Raw genomic sequence first — 19,785 nt, 5'->3', positions numbered from 1 at the left:
CCCGGCTGGCTGCACTTCTACAATCACCACCGACCCCACAGCGCCATCGGAGGCCAGCCACCCATCACCCGACTGACCAACCTCCCTGGACATCACAGCTAGGGCCTGCCAAGGAGATGCCGTAGGGCCGGCTCGAGCTCCGGGTAGCGGAAGGTGTGCCCGAGCTGGTCCAGTACGGCGGGGACGACGCGCTGCGACGCCTCGGCGAGTTCCTTGGCGCCTTCGGGGCCGAACAGCAGGCGCGGGCCGAACGACGGGACGCGGAACAGCGCCGGGCGGTGAACGACCCGCGCCAGCGTGGCCGTGTAGTCGCGGTTGCGGACCGGGTTGGGGCCGACGCCGTTGACCGGACCGGACAGCTGGTCGTCGTACAGGGCCCGGTGGTAGATGTCGAGCAGGTCGTCGAGGCCGATCCACGGTTGCCATTGCTTGCCATCGGCAAGTGGTCCGCCGAGGCCGGCGGCGAACATCGGGTACTGGAGGCGGAGGATTCCGCCGGCGGGGGTCTGGACCAGGCCGGTGCGGATGTTGACGACGCGGACGCCGCCGTCCCGGGCCGGGTCGGTCGCGCGTTCCCAGTTCTCGACCAGGTCGGCGAGGAAGCCGGTGCCGCGGGCGCTGTGCTCGGTGAGCAGTTCGTCGCCCCGGTCGGCGCCGTACCAGCCGATCGCCGAGGCGCAGACGAAGACCCGCGGGTCACTGGCGGCGGCGAGCGTCGCGAGCGCGGTGGTCGGGCCGATCCGGGACTCGACGATCGCGTTGCGGTGCGCGTCGGTGAACCGTCCGGCGATCGACGCGCCGGCGAGGTGGACGACGGCGTCGACGCCGTGCAGCAGGTCGTCGGCCGGGTGTTCGGGGTTCCACTGCCGCTCTGACGGGCCCGAGGGTTCGCCGCGGACGAGCTTGATCACCGTGTGGCCCGCCGTACCAAGCAGCGCGACGAGCGCGCGGCCGATGGTGCCGTGGGTGCCGGTCACCGCGACGGTCATCTTGGGCCCGTGCGCCCGGTGCTGGGCGGCGAGGTCGTCGGCGAGCTGCTGGTGGCGGTAGACGAGCATCGAGCGGAGCAGGAAGCCGGGCACGTTGCTGTCGATCCGGTCGGTGATCCGGGTCTGGTCGTTGCCGACAGCATCGAACTGGTGGGTGTGCCGCCAATTGACGGCCCAGCGCAGCGGCGCCGAGGTGAGCTCGTCGACGAAGTGGTCCGGCGGCACCGACTCGCTGTGCTGCGCGACCCAGTCGATGCCGAACGGAAAGCCCAGCACGGCGCGGCCGGCGCCGAGGTCGTCGGTCTCCTGCTTGATCCGGACCGGCATCCACGGGGGAGTCAGCCGTTCGATCGCCCCCGGTCGCTCGTGCCAGGCGAACACCTCGTCGCGGGGCGCCGCGACGATGCTGCTGAGGCTCAGACCCACCGGTTCTCTCCTCCGCTCGTTGTCCTGCCCCCAGCATCCCACGCCGGGGTTTTGCATAAGTTTTGGTTCGTATCTTGTGCATCCGCCGTGCGGGTCCGGCCGGAAGAGACAGGCACAAGACCGCAAACCCTGGAGGGTTCCAATGTCTGTACGACGAATCACCGCGCTGACCGCCGCGGGTCTGCTCGCCGCGGCCCTGCCCGTCGCGGCCGCCACCACGGCGGACGCCCGCCCGACGGCCGACGCGACGGTTTCGGTGCTGCACGCCGTACCGGGAGCGACCGTCGACGTGTACGCCAACGGGAAGGCGTTGCTGACCGACTTCAAGCCCGGCACGCTGACCGACCCGCTCAAGCTGCCGGAGGGCGAGTACGACCTGAAGGTGACCGCGGCCGGAGCGGGCGCGGGTGGTGCGGCCGTGATCCAGGCCAACGACGTCGCCGTACCGGGTGGTGCGAACGTCACCGTGGTGGCGCATCTCGACGCGGCGGGCAAGCCGACGCTGACGCCGTTCGTGAACGACGTGTCGAAGCTGGCCGCCGGCAAGGCCCGGCTGACCGTGCGGCACACCGCGGCCGCCCCGGCCGTCGACGTCCGCGCCGGTGGGGACCCGGTGTTCAAGGGGCTGACGAATCCCCAGCAGGTGAAGGCGGACCTGCCGGCCGGGACGGTCAAGGCGGACGTCGTCCTGGCCGGGACCTCGACGGTCGCGATCGGACCGGCCGACGTGAACCTCAAGGAGGGCACGAACACGATCGTGTACGCCTGGGGCAGCGCGAGTGGCAAGAACCTGAAGCTCGCCGTCCAGACGATCTCCGGGCTGCACGGTGACCCGAGCGGCGTGCCGGGTGGGACCGGTGGCCAGGCCGCCGCGCAGGACGGCGTACCGGTGTGGCTCGGTCTGCTGTGCGGCGCGCTCGCCCTCGGTGTGATCGGGGTCGGCACGTCCGCGGTGCGCTCGCGGTCGTGACGGATCCGCACAGCGCGCGGCTCGTCCGGAGCGTGACCGTGGTCCTGACGGTCCTGCTGCTGGGCGGCTGCGCCGGCTCCGGCGCCCCGTCGTCGACGGCGTCCGGAGGCGGGCGGGTGGAGAGCGTGGGTCCGGCAACCGGTGGTTCCCCCACTCCCGGTTCCGCCACGCCTTCACCCGTACCGTCGGGGACGCCGGTCCGGACCCGGGCCGCCGAGTTGCCCTCGGCAACCGTCGTACCGGCGCCGGACCGGGTGACGATCGCCTCGATCGGCCTGGACCTCCCGGTCCGGGCGGTCGGGGTGGCCGCCGACGGGCAGATGGAACTGCCGGCCGATCCGTCGGTGGTCGGCTGGTACCGGTTCGGGCCGGCGCCGGCGGATCGCGAGGGTTCGGTGGTGCTCGGCGGGCACCTGGACAGTCGTGAGTACGGCGTGGGGCCGCTGGTCCGGTTGCGCAAGCTCCGGCCCGGCGCGGTGATCGAGGTCCGGACCGCCGACGGCGCGACGGCGCGGTACACGGTGGAGGGAGTGCGCGATGTCGACAAGCAGAAGCTGGCTGTCGGCGAGCTCTTCGCCCGGACCGGTGCGCGCCGCCTCCAGCTGGTCACCTGCGGTGGACCGTACGACGCGAACGGCGGTGGGTACCGCGACAACCTCGTCGTCACCGCGTCTGGGCAGTGACAGGACCCGCCCCCGCACGGTTAGAGTTCCGCTCGTGACCAGCGTGGAGCAGGGTGGACCCGCTCCGGCCGAGATCGCGAAGGGATTCGCGGACGGCCGGGAGGACAGCCTTGCCGACGCCTACCGGCGGTGGTCGGGGCTGGTCTTCACGCTCTGCCTGCGCGCGCTCGGCGACCGGACCGACGCCGAGGACGTCACCCAGCAGGTGTTCGTGTCGGCCTGGCGCGGACGCGGCAGCTTCGATCCCGGGTCCGGCGAGCTGGGGGCGTGGCTGGCGGGCGTGGCCCGGCACCGGATCTCGGACCGGCTGGCCGAGCGGTACCGGCTGCAGCGCTCCCAGGCCGCGGCCGAACGCCTGGCCGAGCTGGAGGTCGAGCCCGGTCACGACCAGCTGCTGGTCGATCGTGTGGTGATCGCCGACGAGCTGGAGCGGATCGACGAGCCGCGGCGAACCATCCTGCGGCTCGCCTTCTACGAAGACCAGACGTACCCGCAGATCGCGGACCGGCTCGAACTACCGTTGGGGACGGTGAAGAGTCACGTACGGCGTGGCCTGCTGTCCCTGCGCGACCGGCTGAAGGAGGTGAAGGGTGACGACGCATCTTGACGATGAGCTGCTGGCCCAGTGGGCCTTCGAGCAGGTCGAGCCCGACGCCGAGGCCGGCGAGCACCTGCGGACGTGTACGGCGTGCACCGCGAACCTGACCGAGCTGCGCCAGCTGATGGTCGCCGTCGACGACCTGCCACGGCTGGAGAATCCGCCGGCCGAAGTCTGGCAGCGCGTCACCGCCGAGCTCGGTCTCCGGGCCGAAAGTGCCCCCAGCTCCCCGGATCACCGGGGAGCTGGGGGCGTGCCCGGCGATGCCACGGCTCCGGGCGGTGCGGACGATGGATCAGGCCACCGCATTGTCGGTTCGGCGCGGCGCACGACGCGGCGGGCGGTCGTGCTGGCCGCGTCGATCGCGGTGGTGGCGGGGATCGGTATCGGTGTCGGTGGCACGTTGCTGCTGGGGTCGGACGACGAACCGGCGCCGCAGGCCGTCGTACAGCTGGCTCCGCTGGCCGGGAAGACCGGGAGCGGTACGGCGGGGCTGGTGCAGGGTGGTCAGCAGCTCAAGGTCTCGGCGTCCGGGCTGACTGCCACCGGCGGGTACTACGAGGTCTGGCTGATCAACGAGGACGGCAAGCGGATGGTCTCGCTCGGCGTACTCGCGGCCGGTCACGACGGCACCTTCCAGCTGCCCGGCGATCTCCCCGCGCAGGGCTACCGGATCGTCGACGTCTCGCTCGAACCGGACGACGGCAACCCGGCGCACTCGCTCGACAGCGTCATCCGCGGGACCCTTCCGGCCTAGGCCTTTCCTGAGTCCAGCTGCTCTCGATAGGTCCGGAAGGCACCGATGGTGGCGCCGAGGTAACGCCGTACGGTCGCCAGTTCCTCGGGGGAGAAGTCGCCGGTGGCCGCGCGGTGCAGGTCGCCGAGCGGCGTGAAGAACTGCTGGGCCAGCTCGAGGCCGGCGTCGCCGTAGTGCAGGTTGACCCGGCGGCGGTCCTTGTCGTCACGCTCGCGGCGGACGTGGCCGGCCCGCTCGAGCCGGTCCAGCAGCGTGGTGACGGCGCCGGTGGTCAGGCCGAGCTCGCTGGCCAGTTCGCCGGCGGTGAGCGGGCGGCCGCCGTCACCGGCGACCAGGACCCGGATCAAGGCCTCGACGTCGGTGCCGTGCACCCCGTGCCGGTGCGCGAACGCGTGGCCGATCCGCTGGCCCTCGGCCACCAAGGCCTGGACCAACCGGACCAGCTCGTCCCGTCCGCCGTCCGTCGGCTTGCGCGCAGTCACCCGTTCCTCCTATCGTCTTGATCATCAAGATACTTGATCCTCAAGGCATTGCTGCGAAGAAAGATCCGATCCCGAACTCGTGTGGAGTCACTGTGCCAGGTCCGCGTTCCGTCCTTCGCTCCCGCTGGGTCGCCGGGCTGGTGCTGCTCGGCAGCCTCGCGGTCGCCGTCCTGGCGTTGCTGCTGCCGTCGCCGACTCCGGCCGAGCCACGCTCGTCGACCGGGCTGTCGACGGCGGCCGAGTCCGCGCGGGTCGAGCAGCTGAGGGAGAGCCTGCCGAAGGCCGACGAGTCGACCGCGCTGATCGTGGTCAGCCGGGCCGGTGACGGACGGCTGACCGCGCAGGACCAGGCCGCTGTCCAGGCGCTGGCCAGATCCTTGGGGTCGGGTCCGCCGCCGCAGCTGGCCGAGAACGGTCAGGTGGCGTTGGTGATCCTGCCGCTGCCCGCCGCGGACGAGGCCGGTACGGAACGTCAGGTCGACGACCTGCGGGCGAAAGTGCGCGAGCAGTTGCCGGCCGGGGTCGAGGCTCAGGTGACCGGGCCGCCCGCCTTCACCACGGACCTGACCCGGGTCTTCGACGGTGCGGACGTCCGGCTGCTGATCGTCACCGCGGGCGTTGTCGCGGTGCTCCTGCTGCTGACCTACCGCAGCCCGGGGCTCGTCCTGGTGCCGCTGGCTGTCGTCGCGCTGACCGAGCAGGTCACCACGGCGTTGTCCGAGCAGGCGCTTGCCCTGTTCGGCTTGCCGGGTGGTGGCCAGGTCACCGGGATCACCAGCGTGCTCGTCTTCGGTGCGACCACCGACTACGCGCTACTGCTGATCGCGCGGTACCGCGAGCAGTTGCGCGGCACGGACGACGCCCTGGCCGCACTGCGTGCCGCCGTACGGCGAGTTGCCGAGCCGGTGCTGGCCAGTGGAGGGACCGTGATCGGCGCACTCGGCGTCCTGCTGCTGGCGAGCACGGAAACGCTGCGCGGGATCGCGATCACCTGCATCATCGGCATCGCCTTGGCGATGTGCGCGGGCCTCGTGGTGCTGCCGGCCGCGCTGGCGGTGTTCGGCCGCGGGATCTTCTGGCCGTTCGTGCCGCGGGTCGGCGACGCGGCGCGCGACGGCAAGGTCTGGGGCCGCCTCGGTGGCGTCGTGGCGCGGCGGCCGGTGCTGGTGCTGGTCGCGGCCGCGATCCTGCTGGCCGGGTGCGCGGCCGGGACGTTCGGGGTTCGCACCGGACTCGCGCAGAACGAGCAGTTCCGGGTCGAGCCCGAGTCGGTGCAGGGCGCGAAGGTCCTGGCGGACGCGTTCCCCGCCGGGACGACCGAGCCCGTGGTCGTCCTCGGTCCGCCGTCGGCCGCGGCCGAGATCACCCGGGTAGCGGGTGCCGTCGACGGCGTCGCGTCGGTCCGGCCGGGCGCACGCACCGCCGAGCTCGCGCAGTACGACGTCGTCCTGACCTCGGAGCCGGGAAGCGAGCAGTCGTTCCAGGCTGTTCGGGAACTGCGGACGAAGCTCGACCAGGTCGGTCCGGACGTTCTCGTCGGCGGAGGCGCCGCGGAGAGCCTCGATCTGCAACGCGCCGACCGGCGTGATCAGCTGATCGTCATCCCGCTGGTCCTGCTGCTCGTCGGCGCCGTCCTGGTCGCCGTACTGCGGTCGTTGCTCGCGCCGCTGCTCCTGCTGCTGACGGTGGTGGCCTCGTTCTTCGCGAGCTTCGGGCTGAGCTGGCTGATCTTCGACCACGTGCTCGGCTTCCCGGCACTGGACGGCTCGGTGGTGCTGCTGTCGTTCCTGTTCCTGGTCGCGCTCGGGGTCGACTACAACATCTTCCTCAGCACGCGGGCGCGCGAGGAGGCGGCCACTCAGGGAACCCGGGCCGGAATGCGGACCGCGCTGGCGGTCACCGGCGGCGTCATCACCAGTGCGGGGCTGCTGCTCGCGGCGGTGTTCGCGGTCCTGGGCGTGCTGCCGCTGATCACCTTGACGCAGGTCGGAGTGATCGTCTGCGTCGGCGTCCTGCTGGACACCCTGCTGGTCCGGACCGTGGTCGTCCCGGCGTTGGCGTTCCTGCTCGGCGACCGGTTCTGGTGGCCGGCGCGGCCGGTCGTGCGCGGAACCGAGAGGTGAGTTCCGTGTCATCGTAGGGGGCATGACGTCCCCGCAGTCGTCCGTCGCCCACGACGGGTCCGTCGCCCCGGTGTGGTCGGTCGGCCGGGTGGCGACCATGCTCGGGGTGCCTGCGGTGACGATCCGCAGCTGGGAGGCGCGGTACGGCATCGGGCCGTCACAACGGACCCCGGGGCAGCACCGGCGCTACAACGAGGCCGAGGTCGAACGCCTGCGACGGATGCACCGTTTGATCGCCGAGGGAATCGCTCCGCAGGACGCCGCCCGGCTGAGCCTGGAACGGGTCGCGGCGCGGCCCGGGGGAGTGCTCGACGAGACCGGATCGTTGCTGGAGGCAACGGAAGCGTTCCGGGTCGCGACGCTGGCCGAGCTGCTGGACGAGGCGCTGGACCGGCTCGGCGCGAGCCGGTGGTGGGAAGAGGTGGTCGCGCCGGCTTTTCGCTGCCTGGACGAGCGTTTCGGCGATCAGGGCGACTGCACCGACATCGAGCTGCTGCTGGCCCAGGGCACCGCGGAAGCGATCGAGCGGTACGTCGACCGCCGCAGGTTGCGCCTCGACGGACCGGATCCCGTCCTGCTCGTCTGCTGCCCCGGCGAGCGGCACACGCTGCCGATGGCCGTGCTGCGCGCCGTCCTGCTGGAACGCAGTCAGCCGGTGGTCCCGCTCGGTCCGGAGACCACCGATCAGGCCGTCCTGAACGCGGTCGACCGGGTCCGGCCGGCCGCTGTCGTGCTGTGGTCGAGCATCCGCCGGCACGGTCAGCGGGAACTGCTCGACCGGCTCGCCGATCGCGCCCACGAGGTCGTTGCCGCGGGCGCCGGCTGGCCGCGCTCGGTGGCCGCGGTGGACAGCTTGCGCGACGCTGCCGATGCACTCATCCGCCGTCGCGCGGCCCGTTCGCCCTCGCGCTGAGGCTTGGCCCGGCGGCCCGAACTTATGCAATTGTTGCCGCCCCGGCCGGACGCGTGCATAAATTGTGCATAAGTTCTAAGGGGCTCCCATGGCACAACTTCCGGCACCGGTGGCGTGGCTCGACGACCGCGTCGGGATCGCCAAACTCGGCAGGAAGAACCTGCGCAAGGTGTTCCCCGACCACTGGTCGTTCATGCTCGGGGAGATCGCGCTCTACAGCTTCGTCATTCTGCTGCTGACCGGGGTGTTCCTGACGCTGTGGTTCAAGCCGTCGATGGCCGAGGTCGAGTACCAGGGCTCGTACAGCCTGCTCAAGGGGCTGCGGATGTCGGAGGCGTACGAGTCGGCGCTGACGATCTCGTTCGACATCCGCGGCGGGCTGCTGATGCGCCAGATCCACCACTGGGCGGCGGTGCTGTTCGTCGCGGCGATGAGCGTGCACCTGCTGCGGATCTTCTTCACCGGCGCGTTCCGCAAGCCGCGGGAGCTCAACTGGCTGATCGGGATCGCGATGCTGTTCCTCGGCGTGGTCGAGGGCTTCATCGGGTACGGCCTGCCCGACGACCTGCTGTCGGGCACCGGCCTGCGGATCACCGAAGGGCTCGTCCTGGCCTCGCCGGTGATCGGGACCTGGCTGAGCTTCTTCATCTTCGGCGGGGAGTTCCCCGGCGACGACTTCGTCTCCCGGTTCTTCACCGTGCACGTGCTGCTGATCCCCGGGCTGCTGCTCGGGTTGATCACCGTGCACCTGATGCTGGTCGTCTACCACAAGCACACCCAGTTCCCGGGGCCCGGCCGGACCGAGAAGAACGTCGTGGGGTTCCCGCTGCTCCCGGTGTACGCCGCCAAGGCGGGCGGGTTCTTCTTCGTCGTGTTCGGCATCACCGCCCTGATGGGCGCGCTGCTGCAGATCAACCCGGTCTGGCTGTACGGGCCGTACAACCCGGCCGAGGTGACCGCCGGTTCGCAGCCGGACTGGTACATGGGCTGGCTGGACGGCGCGGTCCGGCTGATGCCCGGCTTCGAGACCCACGTCTGGGGCGTCACGCTGAGCTGGAACATCCTGCTGCCGGCGTTGATCGTGCCGCCGTTGTTCATCGTGCTCGTCGCGCTGTACCCGTTCATCGAGCAGTGGATCACCGGCGACAAGCGCGAGCACCACCTGCTCGACCGGCCGCGCAACAACCCGACCCGGACCGGGATCGGCGCCGCGATGATCACCTTCTACGGCGTGTTGTGGCTGAACAGCGGGAACGACCTGATCGCCACCCACTTCCACAGTTCGATCAACACCATCACGTGGGTCTGCCGGGTGCTGGTGGTGCTCGGGCCGGTGATGGCGTTCTGGATCACCCGCCGAATCGCGTACTCGCTGCAGCGCGCCGACGAGGAGCGGGTCCTGCACGGTCTGGAGACCGGAGTGGTCGTGCGCGATCCCGACGGCGGCTACAGCGAGAAGCACGCGCCGATCTCGAGGTCCGAGGCGTACGTGCTGACCACCGCCGCCAAGCCGCGCGCGATCGAGGCCGGATCGGATGCCGACAGCAACGGCGTACCGGCTCCCGGCCGGCGCCGCCGCCGGCTGCGCTCCGCGCTCTCGCGGTTCTACGCGGACTGAAGCGTTTGCGCAAACGGTTCCGGATGTCTCGGTGCTGTTGCGGTCACTTTGCGTGTAGGTCTCCGGCGCGGTGGACGGAAACCGTTGTCTGCCGCGTGAATTCGATGAACAAAGGGTGATGGGGCAACTACTTCACGCTCAGATGAGCAGTCTGGAACTGATGAGAGCGGGCACATGTCCCGGCGGCGGAGTCATTCGCCCGCCACCGTCCATCAGTCCGACCTTGGAGTTGAGTTCAGATGCGCAAGGCAACCGCCCTGGCCGGAGTCGCCACCTTGGGGATCTCCGGACTGCTCGCCGTTCCGTCCGCCGAGGCCGCACCGCCGTCCGCCCGGCACTGTGTGGGGAGTTTCAGCAGTGGAGCCCAGCAGTGCTTCGCGACCTTCACCGAAGCCATCAGTACGGCGACGCGCGGCGCGGTGACGTCGGCGCCGGCCGAGGTCCCGGACGCGGCAGGCAAGGCCGCACTGCATCGCCGGCTCGCGGAGTCCGGTGCCGTCGGCAACAAATCCGGCCGGGACGCGGCCGCCGGCGAGGTCATTCAGGGCACCTTCTTCGACAACCGCGACTTCGGCGGATCCTCCTTCACCGTCACCGGCGCGGGGCTGTGCGACGGCTCCGACGGGGTGATCAACTACGAGTTCACCTTCCCCGGTGACTGGTTCAACCGGATCAGCTCGGTCCAGCCCTGGGCGAGCTGCAAGATCTGGCTGTACCCCGACGCCGACCTGACCGGCGACCGGGACGGGCCGTTCACGGCCAACACCGGCTGGGTCGGCGAGTTCATGGACGACCGGACCGACTCGGTCGGCTTCAGCTGAGCGGCAGTTCCCCTTCCCTGCCACGGTTTCGCCCCAATCCATCACGTGAGGAAGTAGAACCATGTCGAAACGAGTGATCGCCCTGACCGGTGCCGCGTTCCTCTGCGCGGCGACGACCCTGACCGCTTCGTCGGCGTACGCCGCGGACGGACCGACCGGCCGGGAGTTGCTGGACAAGTGCAACAACGGGACCGACAGCTGCGTGTTTCACCCGCACGGTGCGCCGGAGACGTTCCGCGGTGACGTGCACCAGGTCGGCGACACGGTGTTCAACTGCACGGCCGACCTGCAGCGCTCGACGGTGAAGTGGTCCGAGACCACCGGTGAGTCGAACAGCTTCGGCGTCTCGCTGTCGGCCGAGTACGGGTTCTCCGACGTGTTCAAGGTGTCGATCGAGACCTCGTACCAGCACACCTGGGAGAGCTCGAGCACGGTCGGCCAGGACGACAGCATCGACGTCAAGCCCGGCGAGAAGGGGTGGGTCGAGCGGGCCACCGAGATGAACCGGGTCAAGGGTCAGTACGAGATGCACTTCCCGGACCGCTACTACGACCACTACATCTGGTACCAGGAGTTCGAGGCGGTCGGGCCGGTCAAGGATGCGCCCGGACTGATCACCAAGAAGACCGCCGTGATGACTCCGGAGGAGAAGAGCCAGCACTGCGGCTGACGCCGCGGCAGTCCTTTAGGTGACTGAACGGTGTCGATTTCTCTCAAGGGGTTGCCGAATCCCTGCTGGAATCGATACCTTCCTTTCCGGCTCGACCTGGCCGTTCCCCCCGTGACGGCCAGGCCGAGCCCCTATGTGTCCAGTACCGTCGGCTGATGCGGATCCTGTACGTCGGCAACAGCTTCACCTCGCGCAACAACCTGCCCGGCACGGTCGCCGCGCTGGCGGGCGCGCGGGGGATCGAGGTCACGCACCGGCTGATCTCCGCCGGTGGTGCGTCGCTGCGGCAGCACCTGAACGCCGGCAAGGCCCTGGCCGAGATCGCGTCCGGCGGGTACGACGTCGTCGTCCTGCAGGAGCAGAGCACGCTGCCGGTGAAGAGCCCGGCGCGGATGCGGGACAGCGTCCGCGACTTCCAGGCGGCGATCGAGGCCGCCGGTGCGCGGACGGCGCTCTACCTGACATGGGCCCGGCGCAACCAACCCGAGGCGCAGCAGGCCCTCACCACGGCGTACGCCGCGAGCGCCGCCGAGGTCGGCGCGACGCTCGTCCCGGTCGGGCTGGTGTGGGAGCGCTTCTTGGCGACGTACGAGGAGCCGGCGCTGCACGACGCCGACAACAGTCACCCGGCGCCGGCCGGTAGTTATCTCGCGGCCTGCGTCTTCCTGATCGCGCTGCTGGAGGAGAACCCGGTGGGGATCGACCTGCCGGTGAAGGGGCTGGACGCCGGGACGGCGGAACTGATCAGGCGCGCGACGTGGAGCATCTGCACGGATCTCGTCGAGGGTCGCTAGCCGGCGAGGTCGGTGAGGGCGGTGGGCGCGCCTGCCGTGTCGGCCGGAGCCACGGCCGCCGCGGGTGCCGTGTCGGCTGCGGCCACCGACGGCAGGGGGAGCCGGCGGGAGCGGCGGTGGGGGGACTTCAAGTAGGTGTGCCAGCACCAGGTGGCGACGTCTGTTGCGTCGGGACGTTCGGCGGGGTTCTTGGCGAGCATGCGTTGGAGGTAGCGGCGGAAGTTGCGATGCACCTGGTCCGGTTGGGCCGGGCATTCGTGGAGGTGCTGGCGGAGGACACCGGTGGGAGTGTCGGCGACGAAGGGCGGATCGCCGGTCAGGAGTTGGTAGAGGACGCAGCCGAGGGAGTAGACGTCGGCGGCGGGGCCCGACGGCTGGGCGCTGGCTCGCTCGGGGGCGAGGTAGTAGCTGGTGCCGAGGACGTGGCCCTCGGGAGTGTCGTCGTCTGCGGGCTCGGTGACGAAGCCGGCGATCCCGAAGTCGGCGATCTTCACCGTGCGGTCGGCGGTGATCAGCAGGTTGCCGGGTTTGATGTCGCGGTGGACGACGCCTTCGTGGTGCGCCGCGGCCAGGCCCTCGGCGACCTGGGCCGCGATCCACGCGGCGTCGGCCGGTTCGAAGCAGCCCTCGCGGCGCAGCTCGGCGGCGAGGTTGGTGCCGTCGACGAGCTCCATCACCAGGTAGCAGCTGTCGCCGTACGGGCCGAAGTCGTGGACGCCGATCACGTGCGGATTGTTGACCACGGCACCGGCGTGCGCCTCGCGGCGAAACCGTTCCATCGCCTGGTCGTCGGTGTGCTCGGGGGGCAGCAGCTTGATCGCGACCGGACGGCCGAGCAGCTCGTCGGTGGCGCGCCAGACCTCGCCCATCCCACCGCGCCCGAGCACGCTCTCCAGCTGGTACCGATTCGCGATCCGCATCGTGGCCTCCCGCGTCCCCGTGTGACCTGTCAGGTACCCCGGAGCGTGAGTGGGCATGCGCGGACAGCGATCTTGTGCACGTTGTTGCCGGGTGGTGGGCGGTTGGCGATGATGGAAGCGGTCGCGCGCGCTGGTTGGTTCAACGCGCGCGACCTTGGTGATTCGACTACCCGCGGGTTGTTCCAACCACCTGACCACTCGGTGCCCCATCGCGGTGTTCTCACACCTGCGGATGCGCGGGAACATCACGCCGTACGGCGGTGTTCTGTCCTCAGCAGGACGAGAGGAGCAGCAGATGAAGGTCCGGAACTCACTTCGCGCACTGAAGGCACGCCCCGGCGCCCAGGTGGTCCGCCGGCGTGGTCGCGTCTTCGTGATCAACCGTCGCGACCCGCGCGTCAAGGCCCGCCAGGGCTGACCGTGGATCGGCCCGGAAGGCCCGTGCAGCCATCGGCTGCGCGGGCCTTCTAGGGTTACGGCTGTGATGAGGCTCGAGGTGTCGCACATCGTCTGGGACTGGAACGGGACGCTGCTGGACGACAACAAGGCGGTACTGGCCGCGTGCAACGAGGTGTGCGCGGCGTTCGGACGCGCCGCGATCACGTGGGACGAGTGGCGCGAGGTGTACGCGCGGCCGATGAAGCTGTCGTACGAGAAGATCCTCGGTCGCGAGCTGGGCGCGGAGGACTGGGCGCGGGTCGACAAGCTCTACCACGAGCGGTACGACCTGCTGCTGCACACGTGCGGGCTGGCGATGGGCGTGCCGGACGCTTTGCACACCTGGGGTTCGAGTGGGCGCACGCAGTCGCTGCTGTCGATGTGGTTCCACGCGCAGCTGGTCCCGACGATCGACGGGTTCGGGCTGACCGAGCTGTTCCAGCGGGTCGACGGGTTGCAGAGCGCGGTCGGCGGTGGGTCGAAGGCCGAGCACCTGGCGCTCCACCTCGAGGCGCAGGAGCTGGACCCGGCGGACGTCGTACTGATCGGTGACGTGGTGGACGACGCCGACGCGGCCAAGGCCGTCGGCGCGCAGTGCGTGCTGGTGACGACCGGCGCGATGTCGCGCACGGCGTTGCAGGCGACCGGCTTCCCGGTCACCGACTCCGTGCCGGACGCGCTCACACTTCTGGCCGACTGATCTCTTGCGCCGACCTCGGTCGGCAGTTTACGGTCTCCGAGTTAACGTTTAACTGATTTTTTCTGAGCGTTTGGCGTTGAAAAGATCAGTAACAGTCATCGAGGAGGCAGTCATGTCGGGTACGGCGGAGCGCAGGATGGATCGGCGACGGTTCCTCGGGCTGAGTGCCGCGGCGGTGGGCGCGGTGGCGTTCGCGTCCGCCTGCGGCGACGGGGGTGCGCAGGCGGGCGGCGCGAAGGCGTCCGGGGACGTGGCACTGCCGACGTACAAGCCGTTCGGCGGACTGACGCCGGACCTGCCGGGCGCCGAGTCGGGCCTCGAGCCGGGCTTCCTGCGGTTCCCGGAGAACGCGATCGCGAGCGTGCAGTCGCCGCCGCTGAAGAACGCGGTGACCGCGCTCACCGAGACGTTCGCGACGCCGCCGCCCCCGATGGGCAGCAACCCGATGTGGCAGGCGCTGAACCGTGCGCTCGGGGCCGACCTCAAGCTCACCATCGGCACCGACCCGGGCTACCCGGAGAAGTTCGCGACCCTGCTGGCCGGCGACTCGCTGCCCGACCTGATGTGGCTGCCGCCGAACCAGGGCATCCCGAACGTCGGGCCGATGCTCGAGGCCAAGTTCCAGGACCTGACCAAGTACCTGTCCGGTGACGCGGTGCTGGAGTACCCGAACCTCGCCGCGCTGAAGCCGGCGTCGTGGCGGACCGCGGTGGTGAACGGCAAGATCTGGGGCGCTCCGATCCCGTCGACGCCGTTCGGTCAGGTGATGATGGGCAACCCGAAGACCTGGGCGAAGGTCGGTGGCCTGCAGTGCACGACCGCCGAGGAGTTCTTCGGCAAGTGCAAGGAGCTGACCAGCGGCACGAACTACGCGCTGGAGCCCGCGATCGTGAACATGCTGCACATGTTCGGCGAGTGGTTCGGCGCGCCGAACGGCTGGCGGGTCAACTCCGACCGCTCGCTGACCCACCTGTACGAGACCGACAACTACAAGGCCGCCGTCGAGTACGCCGCCAAGCTGTGGGCCGCGAAGGTGTTCTACCCCGACCTCAACCTGGCCGACGCGACGCCGAAGACCGTGAACGGCCAGATCGCCGCGCAGGTCACCGTCGGCCCGCGCGCCACGTCGGACTTCCGGGCCCTCGACCCGTCGCTGTTCGTCGACACGCTGATCCCGTTCGGGCACGACGGCAAGGCCAAGCCGGTCTACGACATGGGCTACGGAACGGTCGGGTTCACGCCGTTCAAGAAGACCGACGAGGGCCGGATCCGGGAACTGCTGGCCCTGGTCAACTACCTCTCGGCGCCGTTCGGGACCAAGGAGTTCCTGCAGAAGAACTTCGGGACGGCGGGCGAGCAGTACCAGCTCGACGGCCAGAAGAACCCGGTGCTGACCAAGGCCGGCACGCAGCAGGCGCCCGGCCTGGTCAGCGCGCTGCAGATCATGACCGCGCCGGAGAGCGTGATCTTCAACCCGGCGTTCCCCGACGACACCCGCAAGATCCACGCGACCGAGCAGCAGCTGCTGAAGTTCGCGATGCGCAACCCGACGGCCGGCACCTACTCCGACACCAGCAGCAAGGTCGGGCCGAAGCTGACCGAGGCGTTCCGCGACACGATCGTCGACATCGTCACCGGGCGGCAGAAGCTGGACGCGTACGACGAGGCGCTGAAGCGCTGGAAGTCCGGTGGCGGTGACAAGATGCGCGGCGAGTTCGAGGCCGTGCTGCCGGCCGGCGTACCGGTCACGGGGTCCTGATGCGGCGGTCGGACAACCTGCCGTTCGCCGTCCGCTGGCGCCGGGACCGGCAGATGGTGTTCTTGATGGTCCCGGGCGTGGTCTTCCTGCTGGTGTTCTTCTACCTGCCGGTGATCGGCAACGTGGTCGCCTTCCAGGACTTCCAGCCGTTCCTCGGGATCATGCACAGCGAGTGGAACGGCGTACAGAACTTCGTCAACCTGTACGCCAACCCGGACTTCTGGGACGCGTTGCGCAACACGCTGATCCTCGCGCTGGCCCAGCTGGTGCTGTTCTTCCCGGTCCCGCTGGCGCTCGCGCTGATCGTCGACTCGCTGGTCAGCAACCGGATCCGGCGCGCGTTCCAGACCGTCGCGTACCTGCCGCACTTCCTGTCGTGGGTGCTCGTGATCGCGCTCTTCCAGCAGTCGCTCGGCGGTGCCGGGTTCGTCAACAACCTGCTCCGGCAGGCCGGGCTCGATCCGATCCCGTTCATGACGAACCCCGACACGTTCCCGCTGCTGGTCGTCGCGCAGCTGGTCTGGAAGGACGCGGGCTGGGCGATGATCATCTTCCTGGCCGCGCTGACCAGCGTCGACGTCGCCCTGTACGAGGCCGCCGCCGCGGACGGCGCCGGGCGCTGGCGGCGGCTGTGGCACATCACGCTGCCGTCGATGCGGACGGTCATCGTGCTGCTGCTGATCCTGCGGATCGGCGACGTGCTGAGCGTCGGCTTCGAGCAGTTCATCCTGCAACGCGACTCGGTCGGACCGGGCGCCGCGGAAGTGCTCGACACCTTCACGTACTACGCCGGAGTCGTCGGCGGTGACTGGAGCAGCGGTGCCGCGGCCGGTCTGGCCAAGGGCGTGATCAGCGCGCTGCTGCTGTGGGGTGCGAACACGATCGCGCACAAGCTGGGGGAGCCCGGCATCTTCCAGAAGAGGGGACAGCAATGACCGCGCGGCCCATCTGGAAGGAACGGCCGTCGCCGGTCTACCAGTCGGTGAAGACGCTGGTGCTGGGCGGGTTCGCGGTCGCGATCATCGTGCCGATCATGGTGGTGGTCTCGACGTCGCTGGCCAGCGACCAGGACATCATCGACGCCGGCGGGTACGTGCTCTGGCCGTCGCACCCGACGTTCAAGGCGTACGAGACGCTGTTCAGCGGTGGCCTGATGGCGCGGGCGATCGGGGTCAGCGTGTTCGTCACGCTGGTCGGTACGGCGATCGCGCTGGCGACCACGATCGCACTGGCCTACGCGACGTCGCGGCCGGTGCTGTTCGGGCGGCCGGTGCTGCTGATGGTGCTGTTCACGCTGCTGTTCGCGCCGGGCATCATCCCGATGTTCCTGGTGGTCAAGCAGCTCGGGCTGATCGACAGCCTGTGGTCGCTGATCCTGCCCGGCGCGCTGGGCGCGTTCAACTTCATCGTGCTGCGGACGTTCTTCATGAACGTCCCGGGCGAGCTGCTGGAGAGCGCGCGGATCGACGGCGCCAGCGACTTCACCATCCTGCGCACGGTGATCATGCCGCTGTCGAAGGCGGTGATCGCGGTGGTCGGCCTGTTCTACGCGGTCGGGTTCTGGAACGCCTTCTTCAACGCGCTGCTCTACCTGAACGACACCTCGAAATGGCCGGTCCAGGTGATCCTGCGGACGTACGTGCTGCAGGGCAAGTCGTTGTCGGCCGACCAGCTCGGCGTCGAACCGCTGCCGCAGCCGCAGTCGCTGCAGATGGCGGTCGTCGTGGTCGCGCTGGTCCCGATCGCGCTGGTCTACCCGTTCCTGCAGCGGCACTTCACCAAGGGCGTCATCACCGGGGCGGTCAAGGGTTAAGACACAATGTCACTTATGTCCGACCGACCGACTTTGCGCACGGTCGCGGCCGAGGCCGGTGTCTCGATCGCGACCGTGTCCTACGTGTTGTCCGGCCACGAGCGTGGCCGGACGATCTCCGCGACGACGGCCGACCGGGTGCGGGACGTGGCGACCCGGCTCGGCTACCGGCGCAACGACGCCGCGCGGGCGATCCGGACGGGCAAGTCGGACCTGGTGCTGCTCTCGCTGACCGTGCTGGCCGATCCCTGGTCGCAGGCGGTCGCGGCGACCGTCAACGAGCGGGTCACGCCGCTCGGCAAGACCGCGCTGATCGTGGCCGACGGCGACTGGCGCACCGTGCTGGCGAACCGGACGCCGGACGTCATCTTCATCGACAACGTCGACCCCGCGCCGGAGGTGGTCGCCGAGCTGGAGCGGTTCGCGGAGCGGGGCGTCCAGATCGTCGCGTTCAGCGAGGTGCTCGAGCCGCGCGGCTTCGACGTGATCCGATCCGGCGCCGAGCCGACCTGCCACCTCGCGGTCGAGCACCTGCTCGAGCGGCACACGCGGATCGGCGCGCTGACCTCCGAGGTCCACCGGTCGACCCGCTTCACGGCGTACGTCGAAGGCCTGGCCGCGGCCGGTCTGCCGTACCGGGAGGACGACGTCGCGGTCTTCGAGCGGCACCCCGAAGGCGCGTACCGGGCGGCGATGTCCCTGCTGACCAAGGACGATCGCCCCACCGCGCTGTTCTGCACGACCGACTTCGCCGCGATCGCCGCCGTCCGGGCCGCGCACCGGCTGCGGCTCGACGTACCGGGTGATCTCGCGGTGATCGGCGTCGGCAACACCCCGGACGGCGAGCACCTCGATCCCTCGCTGTCGACGGTCGGGCCGGTCGGTTTCAACGAGGCGCTGGCCGACATCCTGGTCGGCCGGCTGACCGACCGGGAAGGGGCCCCGGGCAAGGTGTTCGACTTTCCCTGGCAGCTGATCGTGCGCGAGTCGACGCGGCTCACCTGACCTTCGGGACGTCCGGGTCGGTGACCAGGGCGGCCAGGTCCGACACCGTGAGGTCGGCGAAGAAGAGCGCCGGCTGGACTCCGATCCTCGGAGCGTTGGCGTCCTTGTCGAGCAGAGCCATGACCAGGCTTCCGTCGGCTCGGGTCGTGCTGGCGAAGTAGGCGCGGTCGTCGCGCTGACCGGTCCGAAGCTGGTGGCCGCCGAAGGTGGTGATCGAGCAACTGGTGAAGGTGGAAAGCTCGCCGGCGATCCGGCAGACGTCGGGGGACTCCACTTCACCGGGCCGGTTCGTGCGGGGATCGACCACACGCAAGACAGCGACGGTGCCGTCGGTGGCCGAGACCTTGATCGAGCGACTGGAGGCGCTGAAGACCATGGCTCCGGGCCTCGGTTCGGCCGGGCCGAGGTGCTTCCTCATCACCACCGACAGTTGCGAGAACTCCGGAAGCGTGATGGTCAAGGGATCGTCGAGGAGTGTTTGCTGGACGGCAGGGGAATTCCCCGCAACCTCCGGCTGTCCTTCGGCGGTGGTGCGGATGCCTGTCAGGGTGACCGCCACGGCCGCGGCCAGGGTGAGGATCGCCGAGGCGGCGGCGGTGACACGGCGGCGGTGGATGCGGCGGCGGCCGGCGGTGATGAGGTCGGCGGGGTTCAGTTGGATGGCGTCAGCGCGGTGGGCGCTGGTGGCCAGTCGGTCGATCAGGTCTTGGTCTGACATCAGCACTCCTCCGTCAGCAGGGCGTAGCGGGAGTCGGACAGGTGGCTTCGGAGGTTCTGCAACGCCTTGGCGCTCTGGCTCTTGACGGTGCTCGCGGTGACCTGGAGGTCGGCGGCGACGTCCTCGATCGGGAGGCCCAGCCAGTAGCGCAGTACGACGATGCGGCGTTGTTTCGGGGCGAGCAGGGCGAGGGCGGCGACCAGTTCGTCGCGGTCCTCGACGGGGAAGTCCGAGGGCCCGGCGACCTCCGGCAGGTCCGCCGTACTGCGTTCGCGGCGCCAGGCGCGGCGGCTGGAGTCGATCGACGCGTTGACCAGGATGCGGCGGACGTAGGCGTCCTCGCTGCCGGAGCGCTGGACGCGCGGCCACGCGACGTACAGCTTGGTCAGCGCGGTCTGGACCAGATCCTCGGCGGTGTGCAGGTCGCCGCAGAGCAGGTAGGCGGTGCCGAGCAGCCGCGACTGTCTGGTCAGCACGAACTCGGTGAACTCACGATCGCGGCGTTCGCCCATCGGCGTCCTCTTCTGCTGGTCGTGCTCGGTCAACGGTAGATACGGACCAGGTCAGCGCCAGGACGCCTCGGTGTCG

21 protein-coding genes and 1 pseudogene are annotated in these 19,785 nt (G+C 69.9%); 17 read left to right on the top strand and 5 right to left on the bottom strand.

Annotated features, from left to right (window positions below; translation table 11 throughout):
- Positions 1-102, top strand: a pseudogene (locus ABD235_RS13155) (IS481 family transposase); the annotation flags it as partial.
- On the opposite strand, the gene ABD235_RS13150 reads toward ABD235_RS13155, so the two are convergent.
- Complete coding sequence (locus tag ABD235_RS13150; RefSeq protein WP_344173609.1) at positions 99-1,415, bottom strand: TIGR01777 family oxidoreductase; 1,317 nt, start codon at positions 1,413-1,415, stop codon at positions 99-101. The pseudogene ABD235_RS13155 and the gene ABD235_RS13150 sit on opposite strands and share 4 nt — an antisense overlap.
- A 142-nt stretch (positions 1,416-1,557) precedes the next feature.
- Here ABD235_RS13150 and ABD235_RS13145 point away from each other — a divergent pair, with 142 nt between their 5' ends.
- From ABD235_RS13145 to ABD235_RS13130, 4 genes are read left to right on the top strand one after another with little or no spacing between them, the layout of a single operon-like run.
- Positions 1,558-2,385 carry a DUF4397 domain-containing protein gene (locus ABD235_RS13145; RefSeq protein WP_344173606.1) on the top strand — a complete coding sequence of 276 codons (828 nt, stop codon included), beginning with the start codon at positions 1,558-1,560 and terminating at the stop codon, positions 2,383-2,385.
- On the top strand, positions 2,382-3,068 hold the full coding sequence (locus tag ABD235_RS13140) for a class F sortase (protein WP_344173603.1): 687 nt from the start codon (positions 2,382-2,384) through the stop codon (positions 3,066-3,068). The genes ABD235_RS13145 and ABD235_RS13140 overlap by 4 nt, the downstream gene beginning before the upstream one ends.
- 34 nt (positions 3,069-3,102) lie before the next feature.
- Positions 3,103-3,675 (top strand): RNA polymerase sigma factor, encoded by a 573-nt coding sequence (locus tag ABD235_RS13135; RefSeq protein WP_344173601.1) that lies wholly within the window; start codon positions 3,103-3,105, stop codon positions 3,673-3,675.
- The gene (locus tag ABD235_RS13130; protein ID WP_344173599.1) at positions 3,659-4,423 is read left to right on the top strand and encodes an anti-sigma factor; all 765 of its coding nucleotides are present in this window, start codon (positions 3,659-3,661) and stop codon (positions 4,421-4,423) included. Before ABD235_RS13135 ends, ABD235_RS13130 begins: the two co-directional genes overlap by 17 nt.
- Here ABD235_RS13130 and ABD235_RS13125 read toward each other — a convergent pair.
- Positions 4,420-4,905 (bottom strand): MarR family winged helix-turn-helix transcriptional regulator, encoded by a 486-nt coding sequence (locus ABD235_RS13125; protein ID WP_344173596.1) that lies wholly within the window; start codon positions 4,903-4,905, stop codon positions 4,420-4,422. The two genes, ABD235_RS13130 and ABD235_RS13125, sit on opposite strands and share 4 nt — an antisense overlap.
- 92 nt (positions 4,906-4,997) lie before the next feature.
- Between ABD235_RS13125 and ABD235_RS13120 the strand changes: the two genes are divergently transcribed.
- The 6 genes from ABD235_RS13120 (at position 4,998) to ABD235_RS13095 (ending at position 11,844) form a co-directional block, all read left to right on the top strand.
- Positions 4,998-7,028 carry an MMPL family transporter gene (locus ABD235_RS13120; protein ID WP_344173594.1) on the top strand — a complete coding sequence of 677 codons (2,031 nt, stop codon included), beginning with the start codon at positions 4,998-5,000 and terminating at the stop codon, positions 7,026-7,028.
- Between the two features lie 22 nt (positions 7,029-7,050).
- Positions 7,051-7,941, top strand: a complete 891-nt coding sequence (locus tag ABD235_RS13115; protein ID WP_344173592.1) for a MerR family transcriptional regulator — start codon at positions 7,051-7,053, stop codon at positions 7,939-7,941.
- An 88-nt stretch (positions 7,942-8,029) separates the two neighbouring features.
- Positions 8,030-9,559 (top strand): cytochrome bc1 complex cytochrome b subunit, encoded by a 1,530-nt coding sequence (gene qcrB / locus ABD235_RS13110; protein WP_344173590.1) that lies wholly within the window; start codon positions 8,030-8,032, stop codon positions 9,557-9,559.
- Positions 9,560-9,798: 239 nt separating this feature from the next.
- The gene (locus ABD235_RS13105; protein ID WP_344173588.1) at positions 9,799-10,380 is read left to right on the top strand and encodes a hypothetical protein; all 582 of its coding nucleotides are present in this window, start codon (positions 9,799-9,801) and stop codon (positions 10,378-10,380) included.
- A 61-nt stretch (positions 10,381-10,441) separates the two neighbouring features.
- Positions 10,442-11,050 (top strand): hypothetical protein, encoded by a 609-nt coding sequence (locus tag ABD235_RS13100; RefSeq protein WP_344173586.1) that lies wholly within the window; start codon positions 10,442-10,444, stop codon positions 11,048-11,050.
- A 155-nt stretch (positions 11,051-11,205) separates the two neighbouring features.
- Positions 11,206-11,844, top strand: coding sequence for an SGNH/GDSL hydrolase family protein (locus tag ABD235_RS13095; RefSeq protein WP_344173584.1), 639 nt, complete (start codon positions 11,206-11,208; stop codon positions 11,842-11,844).
- Here ABD235_RS13095 and ABD235_RS13090 read toward each other — a convergent pair.
- Positions 11,841-12,764 (bottom strand): serine/threonine-protein kinase, encoded by a 924-nt coding sequence (locus ABD235_RS13090; RefSeq protein WP_344173582.1) that lies wholly within the window; start codon positions 12,762-12,764, stop codon positions 11,841-11,843. The two genes, ABD235_RS13095 and ABD235_RS13090, sit on opposite strands and share 4 nt — an antisense overlap.
- A 295-nt stretch (positions 12,765-13,059) precedes the next feature.
- On the opposite strand from ABD235_RS13090, the gene ykgO reads away from it, so the two are divergent.
- The 6 genes from ykgO (at position 13,060) to ABD235_RS13060 (ending at position 18,479) form a co-directional block, all read left to right on the top strand.
- Positions 13,060-13,182: a type B 50S ribosomal protein L36 gene (gene ykgO, locus ABD235_RS13085; RefSeq protein WP_344173580.1), complete on the top strand. Its 123-nt coding sequence runs from the start codon at positions 13,060-13,062 to the stop codon at positions 13,180-13,182.
- A gap of 66 nt (positions 13,183-13,248) precedes the next feature.
- Complete coding sequence (locus tag ABD235_RS13080; protein ID WP_344173718.1) at positions 13,249-13,902, top strand: HAD family hydrolase; 654 nt, start codon at positions 13,249-13,251, stop codon at positions 13,900-13,902.
- 112 nt (positions 13,903-14,014) lie between these two features.
- Positions 14,015-15,661: a type 2 periplasmic-binding domain-containing protein gene (locus tag ABD235_RS13075; RefSeq protein ID WP_344173578.1), complete on the top strand. Its 1,647-nt coding sequence runs from the start codon at positions 14,015-14,017 to the stop codon at positions 15,659-15,661.
- Positions 15,661-16,596, top strand: a complete 936-nt coding sequence (locus ABD235_RS13070; RefSeq protein ID WP_344173576.1) for an ABC transporter permease — start codon at positions 15,661-15,663, stop codon at positions 16,594-16,596. The genes ABD235_RS13075 and ABD235_RS13070 overlap by 1 nt, the downstream gene beginning before the upstream one ends.
- Positions 16,593-17,474 (top strand): carbohydrate ABC transporter permease, encoded by an 882-nt coding sequence (locus tag ABD235_RS13065; RefSeq protein WP_344173574.1) that lies wholly within the window; start codon positions 16,593-16,595, stop codon positions 17,472-17,474. The genes ABD235_RS13070 and ABD235_RS13065 overlap by 4 nt, the downstream gene beginning before the upstream one ends.
- Positions 17,475-17,489: 15 nt before the next feature.
- Positions 17,490-18,479, top strand: a complete 990-nt coding sequence (locus ABD235_RS13060; protein ID WP_344173572.1) for a LacI family DNA-binding transcriptional regulator — start codon at positions 17,490-17,492, stop codon at positions 18,477-18,479.
- On the opposite strand, the gene ABD235_RS13055 is transcribed toward ABD235_RS13060, so the two are convergent.
- Positions 18,472-19,197 (bottom strand): hypothetical protein, encoded by a 726-nt coding sequence (locus tag ABD235_RS13055; RefSeq protein ID WP_344173570.1) that lies wholly within the window; start codon positions 19,195-19,197, stop codon positions 18,472-18,474. The genes ABD235_RS13060 and ABD235_RS13055 overlap by 8 nt on opposite strands.
- Positions 19,197-19,742: a SigE family RNA polymerase sigma factor gene (locus ABD235_RS13050; protein ID WP_344173568.1), complete on the bottom strand. Its 546-nt coding sequence runs from the start codon at positions 19,740-19,742 to the stop codon at positions 19,197-19,199. The genes ABD235_RS13055 and ABD235_RS13050 overlap by 1 nt, the downstream gene beginning before the upstream one ends.
- Positions 19,743-19,785 lie beyond the last annotated feature (43 nt).

The organism is Kribbella lupini, assembly GCF_039529595.1.
Classification (GTDB): Bacteria; Actinomycetota; Actinomycetes; order Propionibacteriales; family Kribbellaceae; genus Kribbella; species Kribbella lupini.
This window is presented reverse-complemented; position numbering and strand designations above follow the sequence as displayed.